23 protein-coding genes are annotated in these 26,996 nt (G+C 73.9%); 13 read left to right on the top strand and 10 right to left on the bottom strand.

Going from position 1 to position 26,996, the window contains the following annotated elements:
• Position 1 precedes the first annotated feature (1 nt).
• The 5 genes from ACZ4YY_RS12310 to ACZ4YY_RS12290 all read left to right on the top strand — a co-directional run bounded on the left by ACZ4YY_RS12310 (position 2) and on the right by ACZ4YY_RS12290 (position 7,680).
• A complete protein-coding gene (locus ACZ4YY_RS12310) occupies positions 2-907 on the top strand; it encodes an N-acetylglucosamine kinase (protein ID WP_468287536.1) in 906 nt (301 codons plus the stop codon).
• Positions 908-1,146: 239 nt separating this feature from the next.
• Complete coding sequence (locus ACZ4YY_RS12305; protein WP_468287534.1) at positions 1,147-3,063, top strand: phosphatase PAP2 family protein; 1,917 nt, start codon at positions 1,147-1,149, stop codon at positions 3,061-3,063.
• Positions 3,064-3,604: 541 nt separating this feature from the next.
• The gene (locus tag ACZ4YY_RS12300) at positions 3,605-4,528 is read left to right on the top strand and encodes a MurR/RpiR family transcriptional regulator (protein WP_468287531.1); all 924 of its coding nucleotides are present in this window, start codon (positions 3,605-3,607) and stop codon (positions 4,526-4,528) included.
• A 309-nt stretch (positions 4,529-4,837) separates the two neighbouring features.
• Positions 4,838-5,218, top strand: coding sequence for a hypothetical protein (locus ACZ4YY_RS12295; RefSeq protein WP_468287529.1), 381 nt, complete (start codon positions 4,838-4,840; stop codon positions 5,216-5,218).
• Between the two features lie 125 nt (positions 5,219-5,343).
• Positions 5,344-7,680 (top strand): SpoIIE family protein phosphatase, encoded by a 2,337-nt coding sequence (locus ACZ4YY_RS12290; RefSeq protein WP_468287727.1) that lies wholly within the window; start codon positions 5,344-5,346, stop codon positions 7,678-7,680.
• Positions 7,681-7,691: 11 nt separating this feature from the next.
• Here ACZ4YY_RS12290 and ACZ4YY_RS12285 read toward each other — a convergent pair whose 3' ends face one another.
• Together ACZ4YY_RS12285 and ACZ4YY_RS12280 are read right to left on the bottom strand one after the other, a co-directional pair.
• Positions 7,692-8,432 carry a peptidoglycan-binding domain-containing protein gene (locus ACZ4YY_RS12285; protein ID WP_468287527.1) on the bottom strand — a complete coding sequence of 247 codons (741 nt, stop codon included), beginning with the start codon at positions 8,430-8,432 and terminating at the stop codon, positions 7,692-7,694.
• A gap of 59 nt (positions 8,433-8,491) precedes the next feature.
• The gene (locus ACZ4YY_RS12280; RefSeq protein WP_468287525.1) at positions 8,492-9,319 is read right to left on the bottom strand and encodes an ATP-grasp domain-containing protein; all 828 of its coding nucleotides are present in this window, start codon (positions 9,317-9,319) and stop codon (positions 8,492-8,494) included.
• Between the two features lie 292 nt (positions 9,320-9,611).
• On the opposite strand from ACZ4YY_RS12280, the gene ACZ4YY_RS12275 reads away from it, so the two are divergent.
• The 3 genes from ACZ4YY_RS12275 (at position 9,612) to ACZ4YY_RS12265 (ending at position 11,869) form a co-directional block, all read left to right on the top strand.
• Complete coding sequence (locus ACZ4YY_RS12275) at positions 9,612-10,460, top strand: bifunctional methylenetetrahydrofolate dehydrogenase/methenyltetrahydrofolate cyclohydrolase (RefSeq protein WP_468287523.1); 849 nt, start codon at positions 9,612-9,614, stop codon at positions 10,458-10,460.
• 129 nt (positions 10,461-10,589) lie between these two features.
• A complete protein-coding gene (locus ACZ4YY_RS12270; RefSeq protein WP_468287724.1) occupies positions 10,590-11,270 on the top strand; it encodes a TetR family transcriptional regulator in 681 nt (226 codons plus the stop codon).
• A 185-nt stretch (positions 11,271-11,455) separates the two neighbouring features.
• A complete protein-coding gene (locus tag ACZ4YY_RS12265) occupies positions 11,456-11,869 on the top strand; it encodes a Zn-ribbon domain-containing OB-fold protein (RefSeq protein ID WP_468287521.1) in 414 nt (137 codons plus the stop codon).
• A 9-nt stretch (positions 11,870-11,878) separates the two neighbouring features.
• Here the strand turns inward: ACZ4YY_RS12265 and ACZ4YY_RS12260 are convergent, their stop codons facing one another.
• Positions 11,879-13,210, bottom strand: coding sequence for a Gfo/Idh/MocA family protein (locus ACZ4YY_RS12260; protein WP_468287519.1), 1,332 nt, complete (start codon positions 13,208-13,210; stop codon positions 11,879-11,881).
• Positions 13,211-13,385: 175 nt separating this feature from the next.
• Between ACZ4YY_RS12260 and ACZ4YY_RS12255 the strand changes: the two genes are divergently transcribed.
• Positions 13,386-16,163, top strand: a complete 2,778-nt coding sequence (locus tag ACZ4YY_RS12255; RefSeq protein WP_468287516.1) for a hypothetical protein — start codon at positions 13,386-13,388, stop codon at positions 16,161-16,163.
• A 65-nt stretch (positions 16,164-16,228) separates the two neighbouring features.
• On the opposite strand, the gene ACZ4YY_RS12250 is transcribed toward ACZ4YY_RS12255, so the two are convergent.
• Positions 16,229-16,609: a PPOX class F420-dependent oxidoreductase gene (locus tag ACZ4YY_RS12250; protein ID WP_468287513.1), complete on the bottom strand. Its 381-nt coding sequence runs from the start codon at positions 16,607-16,609 to the stop codon at positions 16,229-16,231.
• 10 nt (positions 16,610-16,619) lie between these two features.
• Positions 16,620-16,766 carry a hypothetical protein gene (locus ACZ4YY_RS12245; protein WP_468287510.1) on the bottom strand — a complete coding sequence of 49 codons (147 nt, stop codon included), beginning with the start codon at positions 16,764-16,766 and terminating at the stop codon, positions 16,620-16,622.
• 332 nt (positions 16,767-17,098) lie between these two features.
• On the opposite strand from ACZ4YY_RS12245, the gene ACZ4YY_RS12240 reads away from it, so the two are divergent.
• The 3 genes from ACZ4YY_RS12240 (at position 17,099) to ACZ4YY_RS12230 (ending at position 20,567) form a co-directional block, all read left to right on the top strand.
• Positions 17,099-18,118, top strand: coding sequence for a hypothetical protein (locus ACZ4YY_RS12240; RefSeq protein WP_468287507.1), 1,020 nt, complete (start codon positions 17,099-17,101; stop codon positions 18,116-18,118).
• A gap of 101 nt (positions 18,119-18,219) precedes the next feature.
• Positions 18,220-19,050, top strand: a complete 831-nt coding sequence (locus ACZ4YY_RS12235; RefSeq protein ID WP_468287504.1) for an SAM-dependent methyltransferase — start codon at positions 18,220-18,222, stop codon at positions 19,048-19,050.
• Positions 19,051-19,166: 116 nt separating this feature from the next.
• Positions 19,167-20,567, top strand: a complete 1,401-nt coding sequence (locus ACZ4YY_RS12230; protein WP_468287501.1) for a S1 family peptidase — start codon at positions 19,167-19,169, stop codon at positions 20,565-20,567.
• Positions 20,568-20,742: 175 nt separating this feature from the next.
• On the opposite strand, the gene ACZ4YY_RS12225 is transcribed toward ACZ4YY_RS12230, so the two are convergent.
• The 5 genes from ACZ4YY_RS12225 to ACZ4YY_RS12205 all read right to left on the bottom strand — a co-directional run bounded on the left by ACZ4YY_RS12225 (position 20,743) and on the right by ACZ4YY_RS12205 (position 25,016).
• A complete protein-coding gene (locus ACZ4YY_RS12225) occupies positions 20,743-20,916 on the bottom strand; it encodes a hypothetical protein (protein ID WP_468287498.1) in 174 nt (57 codons plus the stop codon).
• 109 nt (positions 20,917-21,025) lie between these two features.
• Entirely contained in the window at positions 21,026-21,721 is a 696-nt protein-coding gene (locus ACZ4YY_RS12220) for a L,D-transpeptidase family protein (RefSeq protein WP_468287495.1), read from the bottom strand.
• A gap of 316 nt (positions 21,722-22,037) precedes the next feature.
• Positions 22,038-22,952, bottom strand: coding sequence for an SDR family oxidoreductase (locus ACZ4YY_RS12215; RefSeq protein ID WP_468287492.1), 915 nt, complete (start codon positions 22,950-22,952; stop codon positions 22,038-22,040).
• A gap of 349 nt (positions 22,953-23,301) precedes the next feature.
• On the bottom strand, positions 23,302-23,931 hold the full coding sequence (locus ACZ4YY_RS12210) for an MBL fold metallo-hydrolase (RefSeq protein ID WP_468287489.1): 630 nt from the start codon (positions 23,929-23,931) through the stop codon (positions 23,302-23,304).
• On the bottom strand, positions 23,931-25,016 hold the full coding sequence (locus tag ACZ4YY_RS12205) for an S-(hydroxymethyl)mycothiol dehydrogenase (protein ID WP_468287486.1): 1,086 nt from the start codon (positions 25,014-25,016) through the stop codon (positions 23,931-23,933). The genes ACZ4YY_RS12210 and ACZ4YY_RS12205 overlap by 1 nt, the downstream gene beginning before the upstream one ends.
• Positions 25,017-25,190: 174 nt before the next feature.
• Here ACZ4YY_RS12205 and ACZ4YY_RS12200 point away from each other — a divergent pair, with 174 nt between their 5' ends.
• Positions 25,191-26,945, top strand: a complete 1,755-nt coding sequence (locus ACZ4YY_RS12200) for an ABC transporter ATP-binding protein (RefSeq protein WP_468287483.1) — start codon at positions 25,191-25,193, stop codon at positions 26,943-26,945.
• The last annotated feature ends 51 nt before the right edge of the window (positions 26,946-26,996 follow it).

Below are 26,996 nucleotides of genomic sequence, written 5' to 3'. Positions count from 1 at the left end.
CGTGCAGGACTCTCCCCCGTGCCCCCTCGTGGTCGGCATCGACGTGGGCGGCACCAAGACCCACCTCCGCGCGCTCGCGGGGGACGCCATCGTGGCCGACCTCGTCCGCGGCAGCGCCGGCTGGCGGCCGCACGACCCGGTCGACGCCGCCCACCGGCTGGCCGCGCTGGTCCGTGAGGCGCTGCCCCCGGGCGTCGGCCCGGCCGCGCTCGCCGTGGGGGCGCACGCGTGTGAGACCCCGCGCCAGTGCGAGCGGATCCGGACCGCGCTGCACGGCCTCCTCGACGTGCCCGCGCTGATCGTCGGCGACGCCGAACTCCTCGCGCCCGCCGCCGGACTGGACAAGGGCGTCGGCCTGGTCGCCGGCACCGGTTCGGTCGCGGTGGGCCGACGGCCCGACGGCACCGCCGTACAGGTGGGCGGCTGGGGCGCGGTCCTCGGCGACGAGGGCGGGGCCGCCGGACTGGTCCGCGAGGCGGCCCGGGCCGTGTGGGCCGCCCACGACCGCGGCGAGGAACCCGACGCGCTCGCGCGCGGGCTCGTCGCCGCGTTCGGCGTACCCGAGGTGCCGGCGCTCGGAGCGGCCCTGGAAGGGGCGGCGGACGTCTCCGCCGAGTGGGGCCGGCACGCCCCCGTCGTCTTCGCGGCCGCCGCCGACGGCTCGTCGCTCGCCCGCAATGTGATCGCCGAGGCCGGCGAGGCGCTCGCCGCGCTCGTCGTCCGGCTCGCCGGCCGCGGTGTACCGGTGGACGACGTCGTCGTCGCGGGCGGCACGGTGCTCGCCCAGCCGGCGCTGTACGAGGCGTTCGCCGCCGCGCTCGCCGAGGCCGCACCCGGGGCGCGCGCCCAGCCGTTGCGCGTCGCGCCCGTGCAGGGGGCGCTGGCCCTGGCGCGGACGCTGCTGTGAGGGCGCGCCCGCGCGAGGGCGCCGCACGGGGGCGCCGCACCGCGATCGACGCGGACCCCCGTTCACCCGCAGGACATGCCACGGCCGCCGCAGACGCCCCGACGGGTCACCGCCCGGCCGTAGATCTTCGCTCGTACGCACAGGTCCGGCTCACGGAACACCACGGTCCGTCACCGTCGCACCGGATCGCACGTCCCTCCCCCGGCCGCACGGCCGAAGAACTCGAGAGAGGCACATCCATGCCGTCACCCGCCGGGCAGCGCACCCCCTCGGCCGTGAACAGACGAGGCTTCCTGAAGGTCTCCCTGGGCGGTTCGGCCGCGCTGGTCGCCGCCCCGACCCTCGTCACCTGGCTCGGCGCCGCCGACGCCAAGGCCGCGACGGCCGCCGCCGCGTTCGTCGACGACTACAGGACCAACGTCCTGACGAACCTCACGCCCGAGACCAACGCCGTGGTGCGGATCCTCGGCGGCATGGCCGAGGTCTGGAAGACCGGCTCGGCCTGGAACACCGGCACGCCGCTGCGGCCCGAGGTGCTGCGCGCCAACATGCGCTACTGCGCCCGCGTCACCGGCGCCCGCACCGAGGCGCAGGCCAAGGAGGCCTTCCTCTACGACCGCCAGCACCAGAGCTACGCGATGATCGGCGGCCTCGGACCGCTCGCCGACCTGTACCGGGCGGGCGCGCGGGCGGTCACGTCGATCACCACCGCGCCGGACACCACGCCGCCGACCACGATCAGCGACACCCTGCCCGCCGACGCGCCGGCCGGCTCGGCGATCGGCGCCGGTTCGTACACCTCCGACCTCGGCCAGGTCGCCCGGCTCGTGGACACCGTGCGCGGCCCGTTCGCCTCCGGCAACCCGGGCAAGTACGCCTTCCAGTACCCGCGCCCGTGGCGCATGAACGAGCACAGCGAGGTCGTCGACACCGGGAGGACCGACGCGCTCGGCTATCCCGTCTACGACTCGAACGTGATCGTCGCCCCCCAGCTGCTGCGCCAGCGCAGCACCTCCCCCGCCGACGACGGCGGCTTCCCCAGCGGGCACACCAACGCCTTCCACCTGGCGGCCCTGGCCTTCGCGTACGCGGTGCCCGAGCGGTTCCAGGAGCTGGTGACCCGGGCGTTCGAGCTGAGCCACACCCGGATCGTCGCCGGCATGCACTCCACGGTCGACGTCATCGGCGGCCGCGTCATGGCCACCGCCCTCGCCGCGGCCGCTCTGGCCGACCCCGCCAACGCCTCCCTCAAGGCGGCCGCCCGCGCGCAGGCGCTCGCCTACTTCACCCAGCGGACGGGCACCACCCCCGACACCCTGTTCGCCCACGCCCACTCCGACACCGGCGACCGCTACGCCGACCGGCGGGCAAACCGGCGGGTGGTCGAGCCGAAGCTGACCTATGTGCTCACCCGGGAGGGCCGTGACCGGGACCTGACCGTGCCCAAGGGCGCCGAGGTGCTGCTGGAGACGCGGCTGCCGTACCTGGACGCCGCCCAGCGCCGCGAGGTGCTGCGCACGACCGCGCTGCGCGCCGGCTATGTGCTCCTCGACGGCTTCGAGCAGTGGGGCCGGCTCGACCTGTTCACCGCGGCGGACGGCTACGGCGCCTTCGACTCCGACGTGACGGTCACCCTGGACGCGGCCGCGGGCGGCTTCCACGCGGCGGACACCTGGCGCAACGACATCGACGGCCGGGGCGGTCTGACCAAGCGCGGTTCCGGCACGCTCACGCTGACCGGCGCCAACCACTACACGGGCGGCACGGTCGTGGAGGCGGGCGCCCTGGTCGCCGGTTCCGCGAAGGCTCTCGGGCACGGCGAGGTCCGCCTCGCGGGCGGCACGCTGCGGGCGGCCGGTCCGGTGCGGGTGCGGACGCTGTACGCCCAGGAGTCGGGCGCGGTGCTGGACCTCACCCTGCGCAGGAACCACGGCGCGGTCCTGGCCGTGGCCGGGCGGGTCCTTCTCGCCCGGGGCAGCGTGCTCGGGCTGCGGCTGGACGCCGAGCGCCCGCCGGTCGCCGGGGCGGTCGTCCCGGTGATCGACGCGAGGGCGCTGCGGGGGCGGTTCGACCGGGTCGAGCTGGACTCCGACACGCTGCGGGCCGTTCCCCTGTACACGGCGGACGGGCTGTCGGTGCGGATCGTGAAGCGGTAGGGGTCTCCGGGCGGGCCGTTCCCGGGACGGCGGCTGATCCGGGCGGGGGCCAAGGCGGGGGCCAAGGCGGGGGCCAAGGCGGGGGCCAAGGCGGGGGCCAAGGCGGGGGCCAAGGCGGGGGCCAAGGCGGGGGCCAAGGCGGGGGCGGGGCGCGCGGAGCGCCGCCCCCGCCTTTCGCTCCGCCGGCAGCCGGCCCTCCCACCGTCGGCGGCCTGCGGGCTCGACGGGGAGGGTCGGGCGCGCACTCCCCCGCGCCCCGAGCGGGTCAGCTCGGCCCCGACGACACGGCGAACCCCGGCCGGGGCTCCTCTCCGGCCCTCGGACGCCCGCGGGCTCGACGGGGAGGGTCGGGCGCGCACTCCCCCGCGCCCCCGAGCGGGTCACCTCGGCCCCGACGACACGGCGAACCCCGGCCGGAGGGGAGAGTCGTTCCCTCTCGCGGCCGTCCAGTTCTCGCCCCGTCCGCGGGGCTCCGCGGGCCGGGGTCCGCGCGGGCCCGTGAGCTATGTTGAGCTTCGTGGGAGACAAAGGAGGAGGACCGGTGCCATCGCCTCAGCAGGCACGCGCACAGGCGACCACGATCACCTCGGGCAAGACCGCTCCGGAGGCGGAGGTGTCCCCCACCTCCCGGCTGAGGGCCCTGTTCGACGGGCCCCATCTGTCACCGGGCCAGCGGCGCATCGCCCAGTACCTGATCGAGAACATCACCGAGGCGGCGTTCCTGTCGATCACCGACCTCGCCGAGCGGGTCGGGGTCAGCCAGCCCTCGGTGACCCGGTTCGCGGCCGCCGTGGGCTTCAGTGGTTACCCCGCGCTGCGGGAGAAACTCCAGTCGATCGCGCTCGGCGCCCTGGCCGGCGGGCCCGCCGCCGCCGAGGTGAACCGCAGCAACGAGCTCCAGGCGGCGGTCGACGCGGAGCTCGAGAACCTGGAGAACCTGCGCCGCGACTTCGCCGACCCGGACCGGGTCATCGACGTCGGCCGGCAGCTGTCGGCGTCGACGCCGCTGACCATCCTGGGCCTGCGCATCTCGGCCTCGCTCGCCGAGTACTTCGCCTACGCCGCCCGCCGCATCCACCCGGACGTACGGCTGGTGACACGCGGCGGGAGCGTGGCGTACGACGCGCTGCTGCAGTCACGGGAGGCGGGCGGCACCTGGGTGCTGGCGTTCTCCATGCCTCGGCACGCGCAGGAGACGCTCACCGCGGTGCGGGTCGCGCGCAGCGCCGGTCTGAAGGTCGCGCTCGTCACCGACCTGGCGCTGGGACCGGTGGCCGACGAGGCCGACGTCACCTTCGCCACCGGGACCGGATCCCGGCTGGTCTTCGACTCCTACGCCGCCCCCGGCGTCATGGCCGCCGCGCTCCTGCAGGCCATGACGGACGCGGGCCCGGAGCGCACCCAGGCGCGGCTGGAGGAGTACGAACAGATCGCGGAGCAGCACCAGTTCTTCCTGCGGGACTGACCGACGGACCCGCCCCCACCCACCCCCTCCACAAAAACGTCACAGAGGGATATTTCTGCGCATTTCGCGCATGAATGTTTTCATACTCCTTGCAAAGGCGACGGCATATATAAATACTGCTCACGGTCGCACCCAGCCCCCGAGGGCACCCGAACGAGCACCCGAAGCCGTCGTCCCCTACCCACGTCGGCGCCCACGGTGCTCGGGGTCTCGCTCACGCGAGCGCCCGTGGCGGCCCCGGTCATCCCCTGGACCGGGGCCGCCCCACAACGTCGGACCACCCGTCACGACGCCACACACCCGGAAGCGATGATCATGACCCTGACGACGACGCGCATCAGCCCGGACTGGCCGTGCCAGGTCAAGACGCCCGGAAGCTACGACTGGGAGCGCTCCGCGGCCAAGTGGCTGCGCGAGCTGGTACCCGCGCGCTACGCGAGCTACCCGGCGCTGCTGCGCCACCCGGTACTGCTCGCCCGCCATGCGCAGATCCAGGTCCAGCACGAGATCCGGGTCGCCCGCACCGCCCTGCAGACCGCCCGCGCCGACCTTCCGCGCCTGGGGATGCCCGAGTCGGTCATCGAGCACACGATCAAGCTGTACGCCGCCGAGGTCCTGCAACTGCAGCACATCGCCCGCAGCGTCCGCGCCGTCTCCGAGGCCCTCGTCGACAGCGGTTCCAGCCGCTGAGCGGCGGGCATCCTCGCTGGCCGGGGCGTTGACGCAAGACAGTGATCGAGGCCGCCACGGTGTGCCATGCTCGTGGCGTGACGAGCGAACCCGCCAGGCCTGCCGAGCCCGGCGCCGTGCCCGACATGGCCGCCCTGACCCGGGTCGTGGCCCGCCAGCGCGCGGAGATGGACCGGTTGCAGGACCGGGCGGCCACGTCTGCGGTGCTGGAGCGCGCCAAGGGCGCCGTGATGGCGCAGACGGGGTGCTCCCCGGAGGCCGCTCAGGACGAGCTCCAGCACCGGGCGGAGACCGGGCAGCGCACGCTGCTCGAGGAGTGCTGGCTCACCCTGGGTTCCCTCGCCCCGTCGGGCGGTGCGGCTGCCCGTGCGGTGTCGGCCGCCGCGGAGGCGGACCTCCCGCCGGACGCGCCCGGGAGGGCCGCGGACGCCGATGCCCTCGCCCGGCTCGCCGAGTCCCTCGTGCGCGTCGGCGGTCCGCAGGACCTCGCCCGATGCCTGCTGGAGCGTCTCGGTCCGGGTGTGGGCGCAGACGCCGTCATGATCTTCGCGCGGGTCCCGGCCGGCGGCCTCGAACTCGTCGGGCACGCCGGTGTCGACGACACGCTCGTCGGCCAGTGGCGCCGGGTGCCGCCGCTCGGCGGGCTGGCCGCGCTGGACGCCCTCGACGCCGGTGAGCCCCGGTGGCTGGAGGACCCGGCGCGGGACCGCAAGCGGGACCTGCTGATCGGGGACCCGCCCGACATGTGGCCGAGCCGTGCCTGGCTGCCGGTGACGACCGGCCAACCGGCCGATGTGGCCCTCGGGATACTGCGCCGCCGCGCAGGCCCGTTCACCGCGCGGGAACGCGCGCTCCTGCTGGCCGTCGCCCGGTTGTGCGCGGGCCCGTTGCGCACGTACGGCCCCCGGCAGGACCCCGTGGTCGGCGGGGCCACCGACGCCGTGCAGACGGTGTTCGACCGGCTCCCCGTCGCCGCCGTCCTGCTCACCCCGGTGCGCGGCGCGACCGGGCAGGTCGAGGACTTCGTCATCGACGCCGCGACCTCCGGCGCCTCCGACGCGGTCGGCCGCAGCGGTCGTGAACTGGTCGGCCTGCGCTATCTGGAGTGCTGGCCGGCCGTGGCGGACGAACCCCTGTGGCAGGGCTGTCTGGCCACCCTGGTCGGCGGACTCCCCTACGAGAGCGAGCCGTTCGCCCGCCGGCACACGGTGGCCGGGGTCAGCGAGCTGTGCACCTACTCGGCGCGGGCGGCGCGCCTCGGCGACGGACTCGTCGTCAGCTGGATCCGCCACGACCCCTCGGACCGGCAGGAACAGCGGCTGGCGGACGTACAGCGGCTCGGCAATCTCGGCTGGGCCAACTGGAACCTGGTCACGGGCGAGGTGAACTGGTCCTCCCAGGTCTTCACCATCCTGGACCGCGACCCCGCGCAGGGGGCCGTGCCCCTGCCCCGGCTGCCGGCGCTGGCGCTGCCCGACGACATGCCCGCCCTGGCCCGGGCCCTGGGCGAACTGGTGCGGCGCGGACAGCCCTGCGACGTGCCGTTCCGCATCGACACGCGGCAGGGCGTCCGGCATCTGCGGGCGGTCGCCGAGGCCGTGCCGGACGCCCAGGGCACCCCCACCGAGGTGCACGGCTTCGTGCAGGACCTCACCGCCCAGCGCAGCGCCGAACTCGCCCTCGTCGCCAGCGAACGGGCCATCCTCACCCAGCACGGCGTGCTCCAGGCCGAGCGGACCGTGGCCACCCGGCTCCAGGAGGCGCTGCTGCCCCTGCCAAGGCAACCGGTCAGGCTGGCCGGGCTGCGCGTCGACATCGCCTATCTGCCCGCCCAGTCGGGCCTCAACGTCGGCGGCGACTGGTTCAGCGCCATCGAACTGCCCGAGGGTGACGCCCTGTTCGTGGTGGGCGACGTGGCCGGGCACGGCATGGACGCCGTCGCCGCCATGGCCCTGCTGCGCTTCACCGCCAAGGGCATGGTCATCACCGGCTCGTCGCTGACCGGCGCGCTCGGCCGGCTCAACGCGCTGCTGCTGCACTCGCGCGACCCGCACGGCACCGCCACCCTGGTCCTCGCCCGCTACGACCCCGGCGAACGGCGGCTGTTGTGGGCGCAGGCGGGCCACCCCCCGCCGCTGCTGGTGCGCGGCGGGGAGGCCCGCTACCTCGCGCGGCCGCGCGGGATGCTGCTCGGCGCGAGCGACACCCCCCTCTACGAGGAGGCCGAGTGCCGCCTGGAGCCCGGCGACCGGCTGGTGCTGTACACCGACGGCCTGGTGGAGCGGCCCTCGGAGAGCATCGACCGGGGGCTGGAACGGCTCGCCCGGGCCGCCTCCCTGCCCGGCGCCCCCGGCACGACCCCGCTGGACCAGCTGCTCGGCGCGCTGCTGGACCCCGAGCGGCGGGACGACGTGTGCGTTCTGGACATCCGGGTGCCCGGCGACGACGGGGCGGGCGCGTAGCGGCGCACGGGTCAGCCCGTGCGGGACTCCAGGTCGCGGCGAGTGTCGTCGCCGTAGACGCCGGTCTCGTCGCCGCGGATGCCGTACCAGAGCTGGAAGCGGGCCACGGCCGCGGTGACGACGGGGTCGTAGCGGCCGTCGGTGGGGCCATCGTCGTAGATGTTCGGGACCCGGCGCAGCCGCTGCTGCAGGTCGGTGACCTCGGGGCCGGTGTCGCCCTCGCGGAGCGTGCCGGCGCCTGCGCCGTCGGGGTCGGCGTCGGGGCCGGGGCCGGGGCCGGCCGTGGTCTCCGGATGCGTCGCCCCGGGATTCGTCGCCTCCGGATTCGTCGCCTCCGGATTCGTCGCCTCGGGGGTCGCCGCCTCGGGGGTCGCCGCCGGGGCCGTGGCGGCCGGGGGTGTGCGGGCGGTCGCCGCGTCGCCGCGGCCCGGCAGCAGCAGCGCGCAGGCGAAGCCGGCGATGGCCGCCGTGAGGACGGCGATCGCCGCGACGGCGACCCGGTGCGGTCCGCCGGCCGGCTCGCGCGGCGGGCCCGTCGGCGGTTGGTGCCGTCCGGCCGACGGCAGCCGCTCGGTCCCGGCCTCCGCGCCGGGCCGGCGGGCCGGCACCCGGACGGCTTCACAGGAGCCGCTGTCCTCGGTCATCTCGCGGAACAGTTCCGCGAGGGCGTCGGTGTTGCGCGGCCTGAGGACCCGGATGGGTTCCAGGACCCGGCGGTCGTGCGGCTGCCCCGGTTCGGGCGGTGTCGGCACCGTGTTCTCCCTCTGTCCGTGGTTCCCGCCAAGAGATACGGGCTCGAGAGCGGTGGGGTTCAGTCGGCGAGGAAGCGGTGCAAGGAGCGGGTCAGGGCCGCGACGAAGGAGTCCCGTCCGGCGTCGTCGAGAGCGTCCAGGGACAGGTAGGGGTTGAGGTCCTCCAGCTCCACCAGCAGCAGTGCACCGTCCGGGGTGCGGCAGGCGTCGACGCGCTGGACGCCGTGCGCGAGGCCGTTCCACTGCACGAAACGGCGGGCGAACTCCAGGTCCGCCGCTGTGGCCTCGTACCGGTGGAGCTCCCAGCGGCGGTCGGGGTGCGGAGCGTACAGGGCGTACTGGAAGGCGTCGTCGACGAAGTAGAAGGAGACCTCGTAGGCGAAGTCGACGCACGGCTGGATCAGGGTGGTGCCGTCGGCGAGGGCGGGCAGGGCGTCGGGGGCGACGATCCGCAGGCCCAGCGAGTCGGCACCCAGCCGCGGCTTGACCACGTAGCGGTCGGCCGCGGGCAGGCGGTGCAGGTCCTCGACGCGGTCGACGGTGGGGATGACCGGCAGGCCCTCGGTGCTCAGGTCGAGCAGGTACTGCTTGCCGGCCATGTCGGCCCGGCCGGTGAGCGGGTTGTACACACGCGTTCCGGTGCGCAGCGCCCGCTCGCGGAAGACGTCGTACTCCTCGCGGTAGCCGAGGACGGGACCGCTGTTGCGGACGACGACGCCGTCGAAGGCGTCCATCAGGGCGGCCGCGTCCCGGGGGTGGCACAGCGCCAGGTCGAAGTCGGCGCGCAGCCGGGCGGTCAGCACGATGTCCTCGTCGCAGTAGCGGCGCCCGCGGGCCGGGTAGGCGAGATCGGTGACGTAGAGCAGTCGGGGGCGGGCAGCGCTCACGGGTGGCTCCTGGGACGGGCGGGCGGTGCGCGGAAGCGTACGTCGGGCAGGAGAGCGGCTCCCGCGCCGGGGCCTGCGAACGCTGTCGGGCGAGCAGCCGTCCCCGGCCGGAGCCCCCCGGCGGACAGGTGCCGCCGCAGCCCTGAGCCGCCGCCCGGGGGCAGGTGCCGTCCGGGCCCGGAGAACACCCCTGGCAGGCAGGTGCCGTCCCCGGGCCGGAGATCGCCCGCCGGCTGCCGGGACGTACCATGACAGGACCGTCTCTCTTCTCCCGAAGGGCTCGTGCACCCCCGTGACCACCGCGACACTCCTCGACGGCAAGGCCGCAGCGGCCGACATCAAGAACGAACTCGCCCTCCGCGTCAAGGCGCTGAAGGAGCGCGGCGTCACCCCCGGACTCGGCACGATCCTGGTCGGCGACGACCCCGGCAGCCGCTCGTACGTGGGCGGCAAGCACCGGGACTGTGCCCAGGTCGGCATCGCCTCGATCCGGGTGGAACTGCCCGCCGACGCCTCCCAGGCCGACGTGGAGGCCGCGGTGCTGCGGCTGAACGCCGACCCGGCGTGCACCGGCTTCATCGTGCAGCTGCCGCTGCCCGCCCACATCGACACGCACGCCGTGCTGGAGCTGATCGACCCGGTCAAGGACGCCGACGGCCTGCACCCCACGAATCTGGGCCGTCTGGTGCTCGGCATACCGGGGCCGCTGCCGTGCACCCCGCGCGGCATCATCGACCTGCTGCGCCGCCACCACGTGCCGATCACCGGCCAGCAGTTCTGCGTCATCGGCTGCGGGGTCACGGTGGGCCGTCCGCTGGGCCTGATCCTGACCCGCGCCACCGAACACGCCACGGTGACGCTGTGCCACGAGGCCACCCAGGACGTCGCCGCGCACGCCCGGGAGGCGGACGTGGTGGTGGCGGCGGCCGGTGTCGCGCACCTGGTGACCCCGGACTGGATCAAGCCGGGCGCGACCGTGCTGTCCGTCGGCCTGACCCGCACGGTGGAGGGCATCCTCGGGGACGTCCACCCGGACGTCAGCGATGTCGCCGGCTCCTTCGCGCCGCCGATCGGCGGGGTCGGCCCCATGACGCGGGCGATGCTGCTGACCAACGTGGTCGAGGCCGCCGAGCGGCTCTGACGCCGCCCGCCCCAAGACGCAGGGCACTCGGTTCCCCGCAGCGAGGGAACTGAGTGCCATCACCGGTGTCCCGGTGCTACGTTCCCTGCCATGAGCTCCAGCGATCACTCCGCGACCGCCAAGCCGCCCATGCGGGACGCCCTGGTCGCGGCGGCCTTCCGGTTGTTCCTGGAGCGGGGCTACGAGCAGACCACCGTCGACGACATCGTGGCGCTCGCGGGAGTGGGCCGGCGGTCCTTCTTCCGCTACTTCCCCTCCAAGGAGGACGTGGTCTTCCCCGACCACGAACGCTGCCTCGCCGACATGACCGCCTATCTCGCCGCGAGCGATCCGGCCCACGAGCCGGTGCGCCGGGTGTGCGACGCGGCCCGGCTGGTGCTGCGGATGTACGCCGAGAACCCCGCCTTCTCCGTGCAGCGCTACCGGCTCACCAAGCAGGTGCCCGGACTGCGCGCGTACGAGCTGTCCGTGGTGTGGCGCTACGAGCGCGCGCTCGCCGAGTACCTGCGGGGGCGCTTCGCCGGTCGGCCCGACGGGAGCCTGCGGGCCGACGTGATCGCCGCCGCCGTGGTCGCCGCCCACAACAACGCCCTGCGGTCCTGGCTGCGTTCGGACGGGCGGGGGGACGCGAGCGCGACGGTGGACCACGCACTGGGGTACGTGCAGTCGGCGTTCGGCGCACCGCCCCCGGTCGCCCCCGTCGCGTGGACCGAGGAGCGGCCCGACGACGTGGTCGTGGTGGTCGCGCGGCGCGAGACACCCCTGTGGCAGCTGGTGCGGGAGGTCGAGACCGCCCTCGGCCGCGGCTAGGAGGTGTTTCGAAACACCCCCCAGTCCGCACGGTTCCCCGAATGATCGGGGTACGCAGTGCCTTTACGCGTGGCACTGAGTGCCATACGCTGTCGGCGTGCACGGTGGCACGGTGAACCGCGCACCTGCGTGCCCGGGTGACCCGCGCACGCTCGATTCCGGCCGAGCGCAGGGAGTTGACCAGCGTGTACCACCACTCAGGAAACGCCGTTCAGCAGATGGCCGGCTCCTCGGCGGGCGTCCTCGACCGCCAGGGCCCGGAGACCGAGACGATCCTCTTCCAGCGCTGCACCTGGTGCGGCACCGCGATGTACCACCGGCTGCTGTGTCCGGTGTGCCAGGGCAGCGACCTGCGCACCGAGCGCAGCGCCGGCACGGGGACGGTCCGCCACTCCACGGTGGTGCATCGCAACTCGCCCTCGGCGCGCAACGTGTCGCTGATCGAGATGGCCGAGGGCTTCGTGGTGCGGGGCCGCGTCATGGGCCCGCCCATCGGCATCCACAGCGGCGACCGCGTGCGGCTGTCCACGGCCAAGGATCCGGTACGCGGCGAACCGGTCTTCCAGCTCGTCGACGAGCCGTACCGGGCCTGGCACTGACGACCGCGCTCAGGCGGTCGGCTCCCCCAGTGCGGGCACCACGTCCGTGATCCGCACGGGCGCCCCGGTCTCGAAGCACCGGTTGGCGGCGAGCCCGACGGCGAGGGCGAGCGCGCCGTCGCGTTCGGTCGCCGTGGGCCGGCCGTCCGGCCCCGCCGGGCCGAACAACGCGTCGAGCATCCGGGTGTCTCCCCCGCCGTGCGCCTCGTGCGCGACGGCGACGGGGATCTCCACCGGTGGCCGCCACAACGGCCGCAGCGTCAGCCGCACTTCACCTGCGTGCCCGGCGGCCGTGTCACCGTGCGGCGCGCCGCGGTCGGAGGCGGTCCGGGTCCGCGGCCGCTGCCAGCGGCTCTCCTCGACCTCCAGTTCCAGCCGGCCGGCACTGCCGTTGACCATCACCCGGTAGCCCTCCCACGGCGCGTACGCGGTGAGGTGGTACGTCATCGTCGCGCCGCGCGCGTAGCGGACCAGGACGGCCATGTCGTCCTCGATGGTGACCGGCCCGCCGAAGACGTTACGGTCGCGGTGGTAGCCGTCGTCGCCCTCGGCGTCCAGGTAGAGGGCGCGCAGGGTGTCGTCGGCCGCGAGGTCCAGGGCGAACGGGTCGTCGGCGGCCGCCTCGGCGCCGTGGGCGCGCTCGTACTCCCGGCGCAGACCGTGGCGGGTGCCCGCCTCCGGGCCGTAGAAGGCGAGCCTGCCGTAGCCGAAGACCTCCCGCGGTTCGTCGGCCAGCCACCAGTTGACCAGGTCGACGTGGTGGCTCGCCTTGTGCACCATCAGGCCGCCGCTGTGCCGCTTCTCCCGGTGCCAGCGGCGGAAGTAGTCGGCGCCGTGCCGGGTGTCGAGCAGCCACTCGAAGTGGACGGAGAGGATCTCGCCGACCGCGCCCTCGGCGAGCAGCGCGCGCACCTGCTCGTGGACCGGGTTGAAGCGGTAGTTGAAGGCGACGGTGAGGGAGTTGCCGGTCTCGCGGACGGCGTCCAGGATGCGGGCGCAGCGTGGCGCGTCGACGGTCATCGGCTTCTCCGTGACCACGCGGCAGCCGGCCCGCAGGGCGGGGACGACATAGCGGTCGTGGGCGGAGTCGACGGTCGTGACGACGACCTCGTCGATGCCCTCCGCGCTGAGCAGGTCGGTGAATTGCTCCGGGTCCCACACCGCGGCGGGCGGCTCGCCGGCCTCGGCCAGCAGCCGGTTGTGGAAGGCCATGCGGGTCGGGCTGGGGTCGCACAGGGCGGCGACGCGGTGGCCGGGGCGCGCGGCGAGGTCCCGGGTGAAGGTCTGGGCGCGGTGCCCGGTGCCGACGACCGCCGCGCGCAGAGGGGGAGTTCGGCTCATGGGGGTGGCCTTTCCCGCGGCCCGCGCGGCCAGTCGCTCTGACCGGATCTTTGCGCTGCGCCGACCGATTCCGTGAGCACAGGCAACCCACAGGCTCCGTTTCGCTTCCTCCGGGACGCGAGGGGCTCCCGGTGCCGAAGGGGGCTCCCGCGCTCCAAGTGGTGAGGAGTGGACCTTGATCCGTGCCCGGCGAACAGGTGTCACCGCCGTGGCCGCGCTCGCGGCCCTGGCGGGGACACCGGGACTGGCACAAGCCCAACTACCGTCCGAGACCAGACCGTCGAGCGCCTCCGCCGACGGCGCGCTGCCGCCCGGCTGGCGCGTCAGCGGGCCGGACGGCGCCCGCGAACTGGTCTGGCGGTCCGAGACGCCCGTGCCCATGGGCGACGCACGCGTGGAGTTCCACGCGGCGCACGGACTGCTCGGCATACCCAGACCGGCCGACGACGGCCGCACCTTCCGGCTGGCCCTCGACGACGCCCACGCCGCGTCCCTGACGGACCTTCAGGTCCTGGCGGGGGGACGGCGCCTGGACGCGCCCGCCGCCGACCCGGGGAGGTCCGCGCGCACGTCACGGCCCTCGGCGCGGCCGTCGGACCCGCTGCCGGCCAACCCCGTCGACCCCGGCAAGCCGGGGGCGTACCGCACGGTCACCGGTGAGTACGACCTCCCCCCGGTGAAACTGCCCGGGTTCGCCGCGCCGGTCGAGATGAAGGCCGTCGTGGTCTCACCCCGCGCGGCCCTCGGCAAGCGCCCCGTCGCGCTGTTCCTGCACGGCCGGCACTCGACCTGCTACACGCCCGGCGACGAGGACGACGCCAGCGGCGCGTGGCCCTGCCCCGCCGGCACCAAGCCGATCCCCAGCCACAAGGGCTATCTGCAGGACCAGAAGCTGCTCGCCTCGCAAGGCTATGTGACGGTGTCGATCTCCGCGAACGGCATCAACGGCCAGGACTTCGCGGCCCCCGACGGCGGCGCCCAGGCCCGCTCCTCGCTGGTGCGCCTGCACCTCGCCCGCTGGGCCGACTGGGCGGCCCGTCCGGCCACCGCGCCCGCCGTGGTGCGCACCACGCCCAAGGCCGACCTCTCCCGCGTCCTGCTCGTCGGCCACTCGCGCGGCGGCGAGGGCGTCAACCGGGCCGCCATGGACAGCCTCTACCCGGCGCCCGCCGCCCAGGACGGCTACAAGGGACCGGTGCGCTGGAAGATCCGCGGCACCGTCCTCATCGGACCGACGATCTTCGGCCAGAATCCGGTCGCCGATGTGCCGTCGACGACGATCCTGCCGGGCTGCGACGGCGACGTCTCCGACCTCCAGGGCGAGGTGTACGTCGACGGGACGCGCGGCATCAGCAAGGGCACCGCCCTGCACAGCGCCGTCTACATGGTCGGCGCCAACCACAACTTCTTCAACAGCGAGTGGACGCCCGGCCGGTCCGAGGCCCCCTCCTGGGACGACTTCTGGGAGGACGAGGAGCAGCGCGACCCGGTGTGCTCGACCGGGACCGCGACCCGCCTCACCCCCGACCAGCAGCACCGGGCGGGCGCGAGCTACATCGCCGCGGCGGCCAGGCTGTTCGTCGCCGGCGACGACCGGGTGCGTCCGCTGCTGGACGGCTCCGGCAGGCGCGCCCCGTCCGCCGACCCCGCCCGGGTGCTGACCCACGCCGTGGGCGCGCGCCGCACCGGCGGTCTGCTGCCCGACGGCCCGGTGAAGGTGACCGGGGCGCGGCTGTGCTCGGCGGTCGACCCGGATCCGGCCGCGTCCTGCCTCGACCGCGAATCCGGCGGATCGTCCCCGCACTTCGCCTGGTGGGAGACCGAACGGGAGAGCGGCCGCCGCGCGGTCGCCCTGAAGTGGTCGGCGCCCGGTACGGCGGCGCGTGTGACGCCCGCCGCCCCCCTGTCCCTCGCCGGCGCCCAGGAGCTGGCGCTGCGGGTGATCGTGCCGCCGAACACCACCGGCACCCAGCTCGACGTCACCGTCACCGACACCGCCGGACGCCGCGCGAAGCTCGGCGGGGTCCGGGTGGACGGCCTGCCCGGCAGTGAGCGCACCGCCTCCCACTGGGCCCGCGAGGTCCGTGTGCCGCTGACCTTGGCCACCCGCGCCCGGCTCGACCTGAAGCACGTCAAGTCCCTGGAGCTGACCCCGCGTTCGCGGTCCGGGCAGGCCTGGCTGATGGACGCCTGGGGCTGGGCGCCCGGCACGCCCGCCGTGCAGGCGGCCGTGCTGCCGCGCGTGGACGTCGGCCGCACCGTCGTCAAGGAGGGTGACTCCGGCACCCGCACCTACCGGATCCCGGTCGGCGTCACCGGGCGGGGCACCGGCCAGGTCCGGGTCTACGTCCTGGACGAGCTGACCGGCCGGGGCACGGACAGACTGGTCACCGTGCGGCCCGGCGGCAACACCATCGACGTACCGGTCCGGGTGACGGGCGACACGCGGTTCGGCTACGACGTGAGCCACGACATCGCCGTGAAGGCGGTGCGGGGCGCCGTCGTCGGCGCGCACCGGGGCGGGGTGACCGCGGAGAACGACGACCCCATGCCGACGGTCACGGTGACGCCGGTCGCGGACCGGGTGACGGAGGGGCAGTCGCTGACCTGGCGGGTGTCGCTGTCCGAGGCGGCCGGAGTGGACCTGTGGTTCCCCACGGCGATCCGGGCCGTCACCGAGGGCGCTGAGCTGTCCACCAAGGACGTCGACCCGCGCTGGCTGGAGGAGGTCTCCGGGCACGAACCCGACCCGGAGCGGACGCTGTCCTCGCTCGACGCCTGGCTGTCGGTGGACATCCCGGCCGGCAGCACCGGCTTCGATCTGACGGTGCCGACGGTCACGGACCGGGTGGCCGAGCCGGTCGAGTCGCTCCGGTTGCAGCTGGTCGACCCCGAGGGGCGGCCGGAGCCCGGCATGCCGATCATGACGGGCACGGTGCTGGACGCGTCGTGACCTCGCGGTGAGGACGGGGCAGGGCCGGTCGGTCCGTGCCCCGTTCTCGTGCCCCCGGTCCCCGGTCACAGGGTGACGCGGATACCGACCGTCCCGTCCGTGCCGCGGCGCAGCCGACTGCCCAGGAGGGAGAGCCGCCCGGTGATGCCGTACTTGCGGGCGATCAGCGTGCGGTAACGGGCGGACGTGGCGGCGTCGCAGATCTCCGCGGTGGCCGGGACCTGCTTGCCCGTCGGCCTGCCCCGCAGGTCGCAGGGGCCGACGAGGACGTCCGCGCGGGCACGGATCCGCCTCACCTTCCAGGAGTCGGCGGCCGTCCACACGCCGAGTGCCTGCCCGTCGCGCACCACCCACACCGGGGTGGCGACCGGGGTGCCGTCCTTGCGGTAGCTGGTGATCAGCAGGTACTTGCCCGCCGCCAGCGCGTCCAGTGCCGTGTCGTCCATGTCCGGAAGTCTAGGCAGGGGCGTGTCTCACCACCTCGGCAGCCGCCGCGTGCAGTCCGGCTGGACGCGCCGCGTGGCCGGTGCCGTCGCGGCGGCGCATCCCGGAGTCGAGGCAGCGGCGGTGCAGCCGCTCGAGGGCGTCCGTGTCGAGCTCCACGCCGAGGCCCGGTCCGGTCGGGCCTTCACCTCCCCGTCCTTCGGGTCGCGGCGTCCGGTGCGTGCGATCGCAAGGCGCCGGACGCTCGTAGCGGAGCTACCAGGGGCTTCCGGCAACGCGGCGAGCGTGGGTGCCGGGTGGCGCGAGCCGGGCCCCCTTCTGTTCGGAGCTCCCAGAGCTCCGTGCCGCTGTCATCGGCCATGGCCGCCGCCGTCCCGGCGCACGGCCCCAGGATTCTCCGGCGGCCTCGCGGGATCAGGTTCACCGGGCGTTCCGTGCGGGATCCTGGTCGTGGGCACGAGATTGGGGGCTGTGGTGTGACCTGGGAGCATGTGAACGGGACATCCGTCGCGGACGCGGCCGGCATCCTTGACGTGGCCTGCGACGAGTCGGGGTCGGACGGGGAGAACCTCACCGGCGGGAACACGGATGTGTTCGCCCACGCCAGTGTGCGGCTGCCCGTGGAGACGGCCGCCGCGCACGTCCAGGAGATCCGCGACCGGATCCGTTCGCCCGCCGAGGAGTACAAGGCGAACCACTTGCTGCGGGAGAAGCACCGGGCGGTTCTGGAATGGCTGCTCTCGCCCGCCGGGCCGCTGTACGGCCGGGCACATGTGCATCTCGTCGACAAGGCCTTCTTCGTCGTGGACCGGGCCGTCGACCTGCTGCTCGACGATCCCGCGCCGGCGGTCGGGCTCTTCCGCGACGCACGCGGACGCTTCCGGGAGACGGACTGGCGGGAGTTCCTGGAGGCCGCCAACCACCTGCTGCGCGTGCGGACGAACGACCCCTCCGAAACACCGGTCGGGGAGTTCTTCCGCACGGTCGACCGGCTGCGGCGGACGTATTCCGGCACCGAGGCGGCACACGTGCTGGCGCGACTCGCCCCCACCCGGACGCGGGCCCTCGCCTATCGGGCGGACATCCGGGAGGGGCCTTTCGTGCTGACTCCGTTGCTCAACCCGCTGCTGCCGTCCGTGCTGTCCACGGCCGCGCACTGGAGCACCGGCGGCCGTCCGGTGCTGCTCACCCACGACCGGCAGAACATGCTCACCCCCGACCGCATCGCCTGGATCGAGGCCACCGCGCACCGGCGGGGCATCGCGCTCGCGGGGCTGCGGCTCGTGCAGGCGCGGTGCGACGCCCGGGTGCAGCTCGCCGACTTCCTCGCGGGGATCGCCCGGAAGATCGCCTCCGACGAGCTGAACGGTCGCGGCGATCCGGCCCTGACCGCGCTGCTGCGCCCGTACACCGGTGAGCGGGCGGTCTGGGCCGACGAGCGCAGCTGGGCGCGGCTCGGTCCGGCGGGGGAAAGCGGGGGACCTCGCACGGCGGTCAACTCGGCCGTCTAGATTGCTCCTTGACGAACGCTCGAACACGTTCGACGAGCGTGTTCGGCTGCCTCGGTCCCGCGTCCGAGGCCTCCCCCACCAGGCAGCACAGGAGCTGATCCGTGACCGAGAACCCGCCGGCCGTGGACGCCGCGGCGCAGTCGCTGCGCGACCGCATCAACACCGCCCAGCCGCACACCGCCCGCATCTGGAACTACTGGCTGGGCGGCAAGGACAACTACGAGGTCGACCGCGCGGCCGGCGACCAGATCCGCCAACTGCACCCGGGCATAGGCGAGTACGCGCGCGCCGACCGGCTCTTCCTCGGGCGGGCCGTGCGCCACCTGGTGGCGGACGCCGGGATACGCCAGTTCCTCGACATCGGCACCGGCCTGCCGACCGCCGACAACACGCACGAGGTCGCCCAGCGCGAGGCCCCGGACGCGCGGATCGTCTACGTCGACAACGACCCGCTGGTCCTCGCCCACGCCCGCGCCCTGCTCACCAGCACGCCCGAGGGCCGCACCGACTACCTGGACGAGGACCTGCGCAACGTCGACGCGATCCTCGAACACGCCGCGAAGACCCTGGACTTCAGCAAGCCGGTCGCGCTGATCCTGCTCGGCGTGGTCATCTTCATCGGTGACGACGAGGACCCGTACGCCCTGGTGCGGCGGCTGGTCGACGAACTGCCGCCGGGCAGCCACCTGGTGCTGTCGCACACCGTCACCTCCCCGTCGATGCCGGACGTGGACGAGGCGGTGAAGTTCTGGAACGAGCACGGCACGCCGAAGCTCACCCAGCGCACGCCGGAGGCGGTCGCCCGGTTCTTCGACGGTCTGGAGCTGCTGGAGCCCGGCGTGGTGTCGTGCTCGCGCTGGCGGCCGGAGCCGACCGGGGGCGAACAGCCGGAGGAGGTCGCCATGTTCGGCGGGGTGGCCCGCAAGCTCTGAGACGATCACGCGCGGCTGAACACCGACGGCTTTCCGCACGTATGGAGATGAGGGCGCTCAAGGACCGGAGGGCCCCGCGGTGTCGTACCGCGCGTTCGGGGTTTCGGGAGCCATGCATGAGGCACGTACGACGACGGACCGTCCGGCGAGTGACGCGGCTGGCGGCAGTCGGCGGACTCCTCCTGGGAGGGGCCATGGTCGCGCGGGCGGCCGTGGCGAGCGAGACGCCCGCCCCGCCGACGGTGGCGGGCGCTCCGGCGAAGTCCGTGGCGAGCACAGGGACGGCCCTGGTCGCGCAGCTCGGCGCCTCCCGCACGGCGGGCACCTGGATCGGCGGCGACGGCCGTCCGGTCGTCGCGGTCACCGACGAGGACTCGGCGGCGACGGTCCGCAAGGCGGGCGCCGAGGCGAAGGTCGTCGGGCACAGCATGAACGAGCTGAAGGCGGCGACGGCGGCGCTGCGTTCGGCGCCCCGGGTCGCCGGGACCGCGTGGGTGATGGACTACAAGTCCAACCAGGTCGTGGTGCGGGGCGACTCCACCGTGTCGGCGTCCGACTGGGCCGACCTGACGAAGGTCGCGTCGGGCATCGGCAGTCACGTCCGCATGGAGCGCACCTCCGGCACCTTCACCACCCGCCTCAACGGCGCCCAGCCCATCATCTCGGCGGGCGGGCGCTGTTCGGCGGGGTTCAACGTGACCAACGGCAGCAACGACTTCATCCTGACCGCCGGGCACTGCGGCCCCACGGGATCCACCTGGTTCGCCGACAGCCAGGGCACCCGGCAGGTGGGCCGCACGGTCAACTCCAACTTCCCGGGCGGTGACTTCGCCCTCGTGCAGTACGCGGGCGGGGACGCCGGCGAGGGCGCCGACATCGTGGCCATCGGCGACGGCAACGGGGTGCGGATCACGGGCGTCGGCGACGCCGCCGTCGGGCAGCGGGTGTTCCGCAGCGGCAGCACGACCGGGCTGCGCGACGGCGAGGTCACCGGCCTGGACGCGACGGTCAACTACCCGGAGGGCACGGTCTCCGGGCTGATCGAGACGGACGTGTGCGCGGAGTCCGGCGACAGCGGCGGCCCGATGTTCTCCGAGGGCATCGCGCTCGGCATCACCTCGGGCGGCAGCGGCGACTGCACGGCGGGCGGGACGACCTTCTTCCAGCCGGTGACGAAGGCCCTGGCCCAGCTCGGCGTACAGCTGATCGTGGCCGCGCCGTCGGACGTCGCGGCCGGCGGCGGCTCGCCCGCACCGACGCAGGGCGAACCGGAGCCGTCCGCCTCCTCGACGGCGGCGGCGGTCGACCCGGGCGCGGCCTCGCCGGGTTCGGCGGCCCCGGCGACGGCCGGTTCGGTCGGCACCTCGCTGGCCGCCCGGCTCACCGACCCGCGCAACATCGGACCCGGCCTGCTGGTGATCGCCGGGAGCCTGGTCGCGCTCGTCGCCACCCGCTACATCCGCGCCGAACAGGACCGCAAGGCCTACCAGCGGTACTACTCGACGACGTGGGGATGAGCGGGCGTCGGGCCGGGGCGGCGGCCGACCGCGATGAGCGCGGTGGCCGCCCGGGCAAGAAGAAGGCCGCCGGTCTGCCCGAGGAGGGTGACGGCGGCTGAGTGGATGCGGCGGGACGGCAGTCCGCCGAAGAAGACGACGAGGGGGGTGGAACGGCCCCGCGGTCGGGCGGCTGTCAGGCCGCCTCGTCCGGCTGCGGGGCCGCGGCGGCCCACTCCAGGACGAGCCGCCGGTACTCCTCGCGCTGCTCGACGCTCAGTGTCCCGCCCGACCGGAGCCACAGGGCCCGGATCTCCTCGTTGACCTCTTCGGCCGATCGCTCGGAGAGGGGTTCAACAGTGGTGGACATGGTGTGAATCTTACGGTGTCGGAGGTGAAGGCGCCGTGAGTAATACCTAGTTAAACGGACAAAACGGACGTGTTGCTGATCACGTCCGTCTGCCCGCCCCCGCCGTCCGTCAGGTGCCCGGCTTGCGGCCGTACACGAAGACGTCGTCGCCCTTCTTCAGCAGCGACCAGTACTTCTTCGCGGCGGTCGGGGTCATGTTGACGCAGCCGTGCGAGCCCGGCGGGTTCCACATGCTCACCCCGACGGAGTGGAAGGCCTGGCCGCCGTCGAAGAACTGGCTGTAGGGCATCGGCACGTGGTAGATGCTCGACACGTGGTCGATGTTGCGCCAGTAGACCTTCTTCAGGCCGGTGCGGGTCTCGTACCCGTTGCGGCCGGTGCGCACCGGGACGGGCCCGTAGACGAGCTTGCCGCCGTCCTGGATCCAGCTGAGCTGGAGGCTGAGGTTGACGCAGGCGATGCGGCCCTTGTTGGTCGGGCACTTGCCGTCCTTGTTCGGCTTGTTGCCCACGGCCTTCTGCTTGTTCATGAGGTCCATCACACCCCAGGTGACGGGCCCCGCGTAGCCGATGTTCGGCGTGATGCCGTGCTTGTTCTGGAAGGCCCGGATGGCCTTGCAGTCGGCGGTCGACTGCTTGCCGTCGACGGGCCGTCCGAGGAACTTCTCCACCTGCTTCTGGTACGGCCCGGCCTGCGTGGTACAGCTCGCGGCCTGCGCCGGCGCCGCGCCCAGCACGAGCGTCAACGGCGCCACCAGTGCGGTGACCCCGAGCGCTACGGCTCCTCGTCTGCGTATGTCCCCCATGGCTGCTCTCTCCCTGGCGTGGTGTGCGGCGGTCTCGTTCGCCTGCACCACTAGACCCGTGGGTGGGAGCGTTGGTTGTGGTCACGCCCGAGCTGTGACGAAACGGTGAACTTGCCCCGGGCGGGCGGTGCGCACCGGGCTGCGCCGAGGCGTCGTGGAGGAGTCGGTCACGCCGGAGTGTCGGCTCCCCCGCCGCAGGGCCGAGGCGGGAGGCGTCCCCACCCGGGGTGAGGGGACCGCCGCTGGAGGCGTCCGCACCCCGCGTGCGGACGCCGGCCGGCCCCTCACGGGATACCGGTGAGGGGCCGGCCGCCCCTCACCGGTATCCCGTGGTGTCCGCCGGCTTGCCCGCGTCCGCTACCTCGACCAGGTAGCGCCAGGCGTCGGGGCGACTGCCGTCGAGGTCGGTGAAGCCGTACACCGGGGCCAGGCCGCCGCTGGAGAGGGACTGTCCGTTGAAGCGGGCCACCTCGGGGTCGGCGGCGAGGGCGGCGACCGCGCGGCCGACGTACCGGGGCGTCTCGGAGATGGCGAAGTGGGGCACGCGGTCGAGGGCGTCGCGCCAGTTGTCCTCGCCCACACCGAACTCTTCGAGCATGATCTCCGAGCGCAGCCAGCCGGGGGTGAGCGCGAGGGCGGTGGCGCCGCGCGGGCCGAGTTCGTGGGCGAGGGCGAAGGCCATGCGCAGCACGGACGCCTTGGCGAGGTCGTAGAAGAGGTTCACCCGGTAGGTGTCACGGTTGTACTCGGCGGTGCCGTCGGTGACCTCGACGACCAGGCCCCCGGGGTGGCGCAGCAGCAGCGGCAGCGCGTGGTGGCTGGTGATGGCGTGCGTCTCGACGGCGAGCCGCAGCAGCCTCAGGCCGTTGTCGAGGTCGTGCTCCCAGACGGGGGTGTCCGGCTGGAAGAGGTTCTCGCCGCCCCAGATGTCGTTGACCAGGACGTCGAGGCGGCCCTGTTCGTCCGCGATCCGCCCGACGAGCGTGCGGACCTGGGCGGGGTCGAGGTGGTCGGTGGGGACGGCGATCCCCCGGCCGCCGGCCTCGGTGACGAGGTCGGCGGTGTCCTCGAGAGTCTCGGGACGGTCGTACTCGGAGCGGCGTGCGCGGGTGGAGCGCCCGGTGACGTAGACGGTCGCCCCGGCCGCCCCGAGTTCCACGGCGATGCCGCGCCCCGCACCTCGGGTCGCCCCCGCGACCAGCGCGACCTTGCCTTCCAGCGGACCGGACATGTCCGACCTCCTGAGTGTGTTCCGTCGATGGCGTCATCGAGGATCGCGCGGAACCCGGACATCTCCTGTCGCCTTTTCAAAAGGAGTCACCCGACCGGCGGCGGTCGGTGTCACCCGGCGGCTCAGAGCTGCGAACAAGAGGGGAGGCCGTTCAGCTCGCGGCATCCGGTACGTGCCATCACAAGGCGCCGGAAGCTCCTCGCAGCGGAGCTGCCAGGGGCTTTCGGCAACGCGGCGAGCGTGCGTGCCGGGCATCGCGAGCCGGGCTCCCTTTTGTTCGGAGCTCTCAGGGGTCCTTGCACTACGAGCGCCCGATCAGGCCGCGTGGCTCAGGCGGGCACAGCGCACCTCAATGGCCCCGGACGATCCACTCCTGAAGGTGGGGTGCCTCCTCGCCGATCGTGGTGGGATCACCGTGGCCGGTGAGGACCTTCGTGGCGGGCGGGAGGGTCAGGAGCCGGTCGCGGATGGAGTCGATGATCGTCGGGAAGTGGGAGTAGGAGCGGCCGGTGGCGCCGGGGCCGCCCTGGAAGAGGGTGTCGCCGGTGAAGAGGACGCCGAGCCCGGGGTCGTACAGGCAGACCGCGCCGGGCGCGTGCCCGGGGGTGTGCAGGACCGTGAGGTCGGCGCCGGCGGCCTCGATGACCTGGCCGTCGGCGAGGTGGGCGTCGGGTTCGCGGTGGGGGTGGGTCAGCTTCCACAGCGGCAGGTCGTCGGGGTGCAGCCAGATCGTCGCGCCCGTGCGGTCCGCGAGGGCGGGCGCGGCGCCGATGTGGTCGTTGTGGGCGTGGGTGCAGACGATCGCCGTGAGGCGGCGGTCGCCGACGGCGGCGAGGATGGCGTCGGCGTCGTGGGCGGCGTCGATGACGACGGCCTCGTGGTCGTCGCCCACGATCCAGACGTTGTTGTCGACGTCCCAGGTGCCGCCGTCGAGGGTGAACTGCCCGGAGGTGACGAGGCGTTCGATGCGCGCGGCCATCACAGCACCACCACCGAGCGCAGCACGTCGCCGTGGTGCATCCGCTCGAACGCCTTCTCCACCTCGTCGAGCCGGATCGTCTCGGTCACGAAGGCCTCCAGGTCCAGGCGGCCCTGCAGGTGCAGGTCGATCAGCATCGGGAAGTCCCGGGAGGGCAGACAGTCGCCGTACCAGGAGGACTTCAGCGCGCCGCCCCGCCCGAACACGTCGAGGAGGGGCAGTTCCAGCTTCATCTCCGGGGTGGGCACACCCACCAGGACCACCGTTCCGGCGAGGTCGCGGGCGTAGAACGCCTGCCGGTAGGTCTCCGGGCGGCCGACGGCCTCGATGACCACGTCCGCGCCGAAGCCGCCGGTGAGTTCGCGGATCGCCTCGACCGGGTCCGTCTCGCGGGAGTTGACCGTGTGGGTGGCGCCCATCGTGCGGGCGGTGGCGAGCTTGCGGTCATCGATGTCCACGGCGATGATCCTCGCCGCGCCGGCCAGGCCGGCCCCGGCGATCGCCGCGTCACCGACCCCGCCGCAGCCGATCACGGCCACGCTGTCGCCCCGGGTGACGCCCCCGGTGTTGATCGCCGCTCCGATGCCGGCCATCACCCCGCAGCCCAGCAGCCCGGCCACCGCCGGTGACACCGAGGGGTCCACCTTGGTGCACTGCCCGGCCGCCACCAGCGTCTTCTCCGCGAACGCCCCGATGCCCAGCGCCGGTGACAGCTCGGTGCCGTCCGTGAGGGTCATCTTCTGCCGCGCGTTGTGGGTGTCGAAGCAGTACCAGGGCCGGCCCCGCAGACACGCGCGGCACCGGCCGCACACGGCGCGCCAGTTGAGGATCACGAAATCCCCCGGCGCCACGTCGGTGACGCCCTCGCCCACGGACTCCACGACGCCGGCGGCCTCGTGGCCGAGCAGGAAGGGGAACTCGTCGTTGATGCCGCCCTGCCTGTAGTGCAGGTCGGTGTGGCACACCCCGCAGGCCTGGATCCGTACCACGGCTTCGCCGGGACCGGGGTCCGGCACCACGATCGTCTCCACCCTCACCGGCTCGTCCTTGCCCGGTGCGATCACACCGCGCACTTCCTGCGCCATGGCACTGTCCCTTTCGTCGGCGGCCAACCGTTGCCCCGACCCTACGCGTGACCGATCGGTGCGGGCACGGCCAACAGGGCCGGTCATCGGCCGGAGGACCTGGTTCCGGCCAGCTGCCGGGGCTCGCCCCGTAGCCTGAACGGCGCCACCCGAACACCCGTCCCGAGGAGCCCCGTGAGCACTGAACGACCAGCCGCCGTCCCGCCTCCGTGGCGCCTGCTGCTCGGCTACGTACGGCCGCACCGCTGGGCCCTGCTGGTGGGGGCCCTGCTCTCGCTGGTCACCGGGGCGACCGGGCTGCTGCTGCCGTTGGTGGCGCGGGGGCTGATCGACGACCTGGGGCACGACCGGGCGATCACCGGTGCGTTGCTCGCGCTGTCGGCACTGGTCCTGGCCAACGCGGTGGTGGGCGCCCTGGGTTCGTACGTGCTGCGGCGGACGGCCGAGTCGGTGGTGCTGGAGGCGCGGCGCGCGCTGTCGTCGTACCTGCTGCGGCTGCGGATCACGGCGGTGGACCGCAGCGAGCCGGGTGACCTGATGGCGCGCATCACCTCCGACACGACCCTGCTGCGGGAGGTCACCTCCGACTCGCTGGTCGGTCTGGGCACCGGCGGGCTGACCCTCGTGGCGACCGTGGTGCTGATGGGCGTGGTGGATCCGGTGCTGCTCGGGGTCACGCTCGCGGTGATCGTGGTCGCGGGCGCGCTGCTCGGTGTGATCGTGCCGCTCATCAACCGGGCGAGCCGGCGGGCGCAGGACGCCGTCGGCGTGATGGGCGCCTCGCTGGAGCGGGTGCTCGGCGCGCTGCGCACGGTCAAGGCGTCCGGCGCCGAGGGCCGCGAGGAGCGGGCGCTGCACGCGGCGGCGGAGGAGTCGTGGCGGCAGAGCGTGCGCGCCGCCAAGTGGACGGCGGCGGCGGGCAACACGGCCGGTCTGGCGATGCAGACGGCCTTCATCACGGTGCTGGCGGTCGGCGGGGCGCGGGTCGCGACGGGCGCGATCGACGTCGGGACGCTGGTGGCGTTCCTGCTGTACGTCTTCTATCTGATGTCGCCGATCCAGCAGGTCGTCGGCGCGATCACCCAGTACCAGACCGGCGCGGCGGCGCTCGGGCGCATCCAGGAGGCGCTGCGGCTGCCGGCCGAGCCCGCCGCCGGGTCCGCGCCGCTGCCGTCACCGGCCGCCGAGCCGGCCTCGCTCGCCTTCGACGACGTCCGTTTCCGCTACGCCGAGGATCTGCCGTACGTCCACCACGGGGTGAGCTTCGAGGTTCCGGCGCGGGGCATGACGGCGTTCGTCGGGCCGTCGGGGGCGGGCAAGACGACGGTGTTCTCCCTGATCGAGCGGTTCTACGACCCCGAGTCCGGCACGATCACCGTCGACGGCCGTGCCCTGCCCGACTGGGAGCTGGCGCGTCTGCGGTCCGCCATCGGGTACGTGGAGCAGGACGCGCCCGTGCTGTCGGGCACCCTGCGCGACAACCTGCTGCTGGGCAATCCGGACGCCGACGAGGAGGCGGTGCGGCGGGTGCTGAAGACGACCCGGCTCGACGATCTGGTGGCGCGGCTGCCGCAGGGGCTGGAGACGCTGGTCGGCCACCGGGGGACGAAGCTGTCCGGCGGGGAGCGGCAGCGGGTGTCGATCGCCCGCGCGCTGCTGCGCGGCCCGCGGCTGCTGCTGCTCGACGAGGCGACCTCGCAGCTGGACGCGGTGAACGAGGCGGCCCTGCGCGACACGGTCGCCGACGTGGCCCGGACGACGACCGTGCTCGTCGTCGCGCACCGGCTGTCGACGGTGACGACGGCCGACCGGATCGTCGTCATGGACGCCGGCCGGGTGCGTGCGGTAGGCACGCACCGGGAGCTGGTGGCGGCCGATCCGCTGTACGCGGAGCTGGCGGCGACGCAGTTCCTGGCGACCGCCGAGTGACGCGGCAGGGGGCCGCCCGGAGTGTCCGGACGGCCCCCTGCGCCGGGCTGG

It is taken from the genome of Streptomyces sp. NPDC030143 (assembly GCF_055573695.1).
This window is presented reverse-complemented; position numbering and strand designations above follow the sequence as displayed.

Excerpts from the sequence above, each read along its gene's own strand:
- ACZ4YY_RS12215 (WP_468287492.1), bottom strand. The coding sequence starts at position 22,952 with ATGTCCGGTCCGCTGGAAGGCAAGGTCGCGCTGGTCGCGGGGGCGACC.
- ACZ4YY_RS12270 (WP_468287724.1), top strand. The coding sequence starts at position 10,590 with ATGCGGGACGCCCTGGTCGCGGCGGCCTTCCGGTTGTTCCTGGAGCGG.
- ACZ4YY_RS12230 (WP_468287501.1), top strand. The coding sequence starts at position 19,167 with ATGAGGCACGTACGACGACGGACCGTCCGGCGAGTGACGCGGCTGGCG.
- ACZ4YY_RS12205 (WP_468287486.1), bottom strand. The coding sequence starts at position 25,016 with ATGGCGCAGGAAGTGCGCGGTGTGATCGCACCGGGCAAGGACGAGCCG.
- ACZ4YY_RS12305 (WP_468287534.1), top strand. The coding sequence starts at position 1,147 with ATGCCGTCACCCGCCGGGCAGCGCACCCCCTCGGCCGTGAACAGACGA.
- ACZ4YY_RS12225 (WP_468287498.1), bottom strand. The coding sequence starts at position 20,916 with ATGTCCACCACTGTTGAACCCCTCTCCGAGCGATCGGCCGAAGAGGTC.
- ACZ4YY_RS12220 (WP_468287495.1), bottom strand. The coding sequence starts at position 21,721 with ATGGGGGACATACGCAGACGAGGAGCCGTAGCGCTCGGGGTCACCGCA.
- ACZ4YY_RS12260 (WP_468287519.1), bottom strand. The coding sequence starts at position 13,210 with ATGAGCCGAACTCCCCCTCTGCGCGCGGCGGTCGTCGGCACCGGGCAC.
- ACZ4YY_RS12290 (WP_468287727.1), top strand. The coding sequence starts at position 5,344 with ATGGCCGCCCTGACCCGGGTCGTGGCCCGCCAGCGCGCGGAGATGGAC.
- ACZ4YY_RS12250 (WP_468287513.1), bottom strand. The coding sequence starts at position 16,609 with ATGGACGACACGGCACTGGACGCGCTGGCGGCGGGCAAGTACCTGCTG.
- ACZ4YY_RS12210 (WP_468287489.1), bottom strand. The coding sequence starts at position 23,931 with ATGGCCGCGCGCATCGAACGCCTCGTCACCTCCGGGCAGTTCACCCTC.
- ACZ4YY_RS12295 (WP_468287529.1), top strand. The coding sequence starts at position 4,838 with ATGATCATGACCCTGACGACGACGCGCATCAGCCCGGACTGGCCGTGC.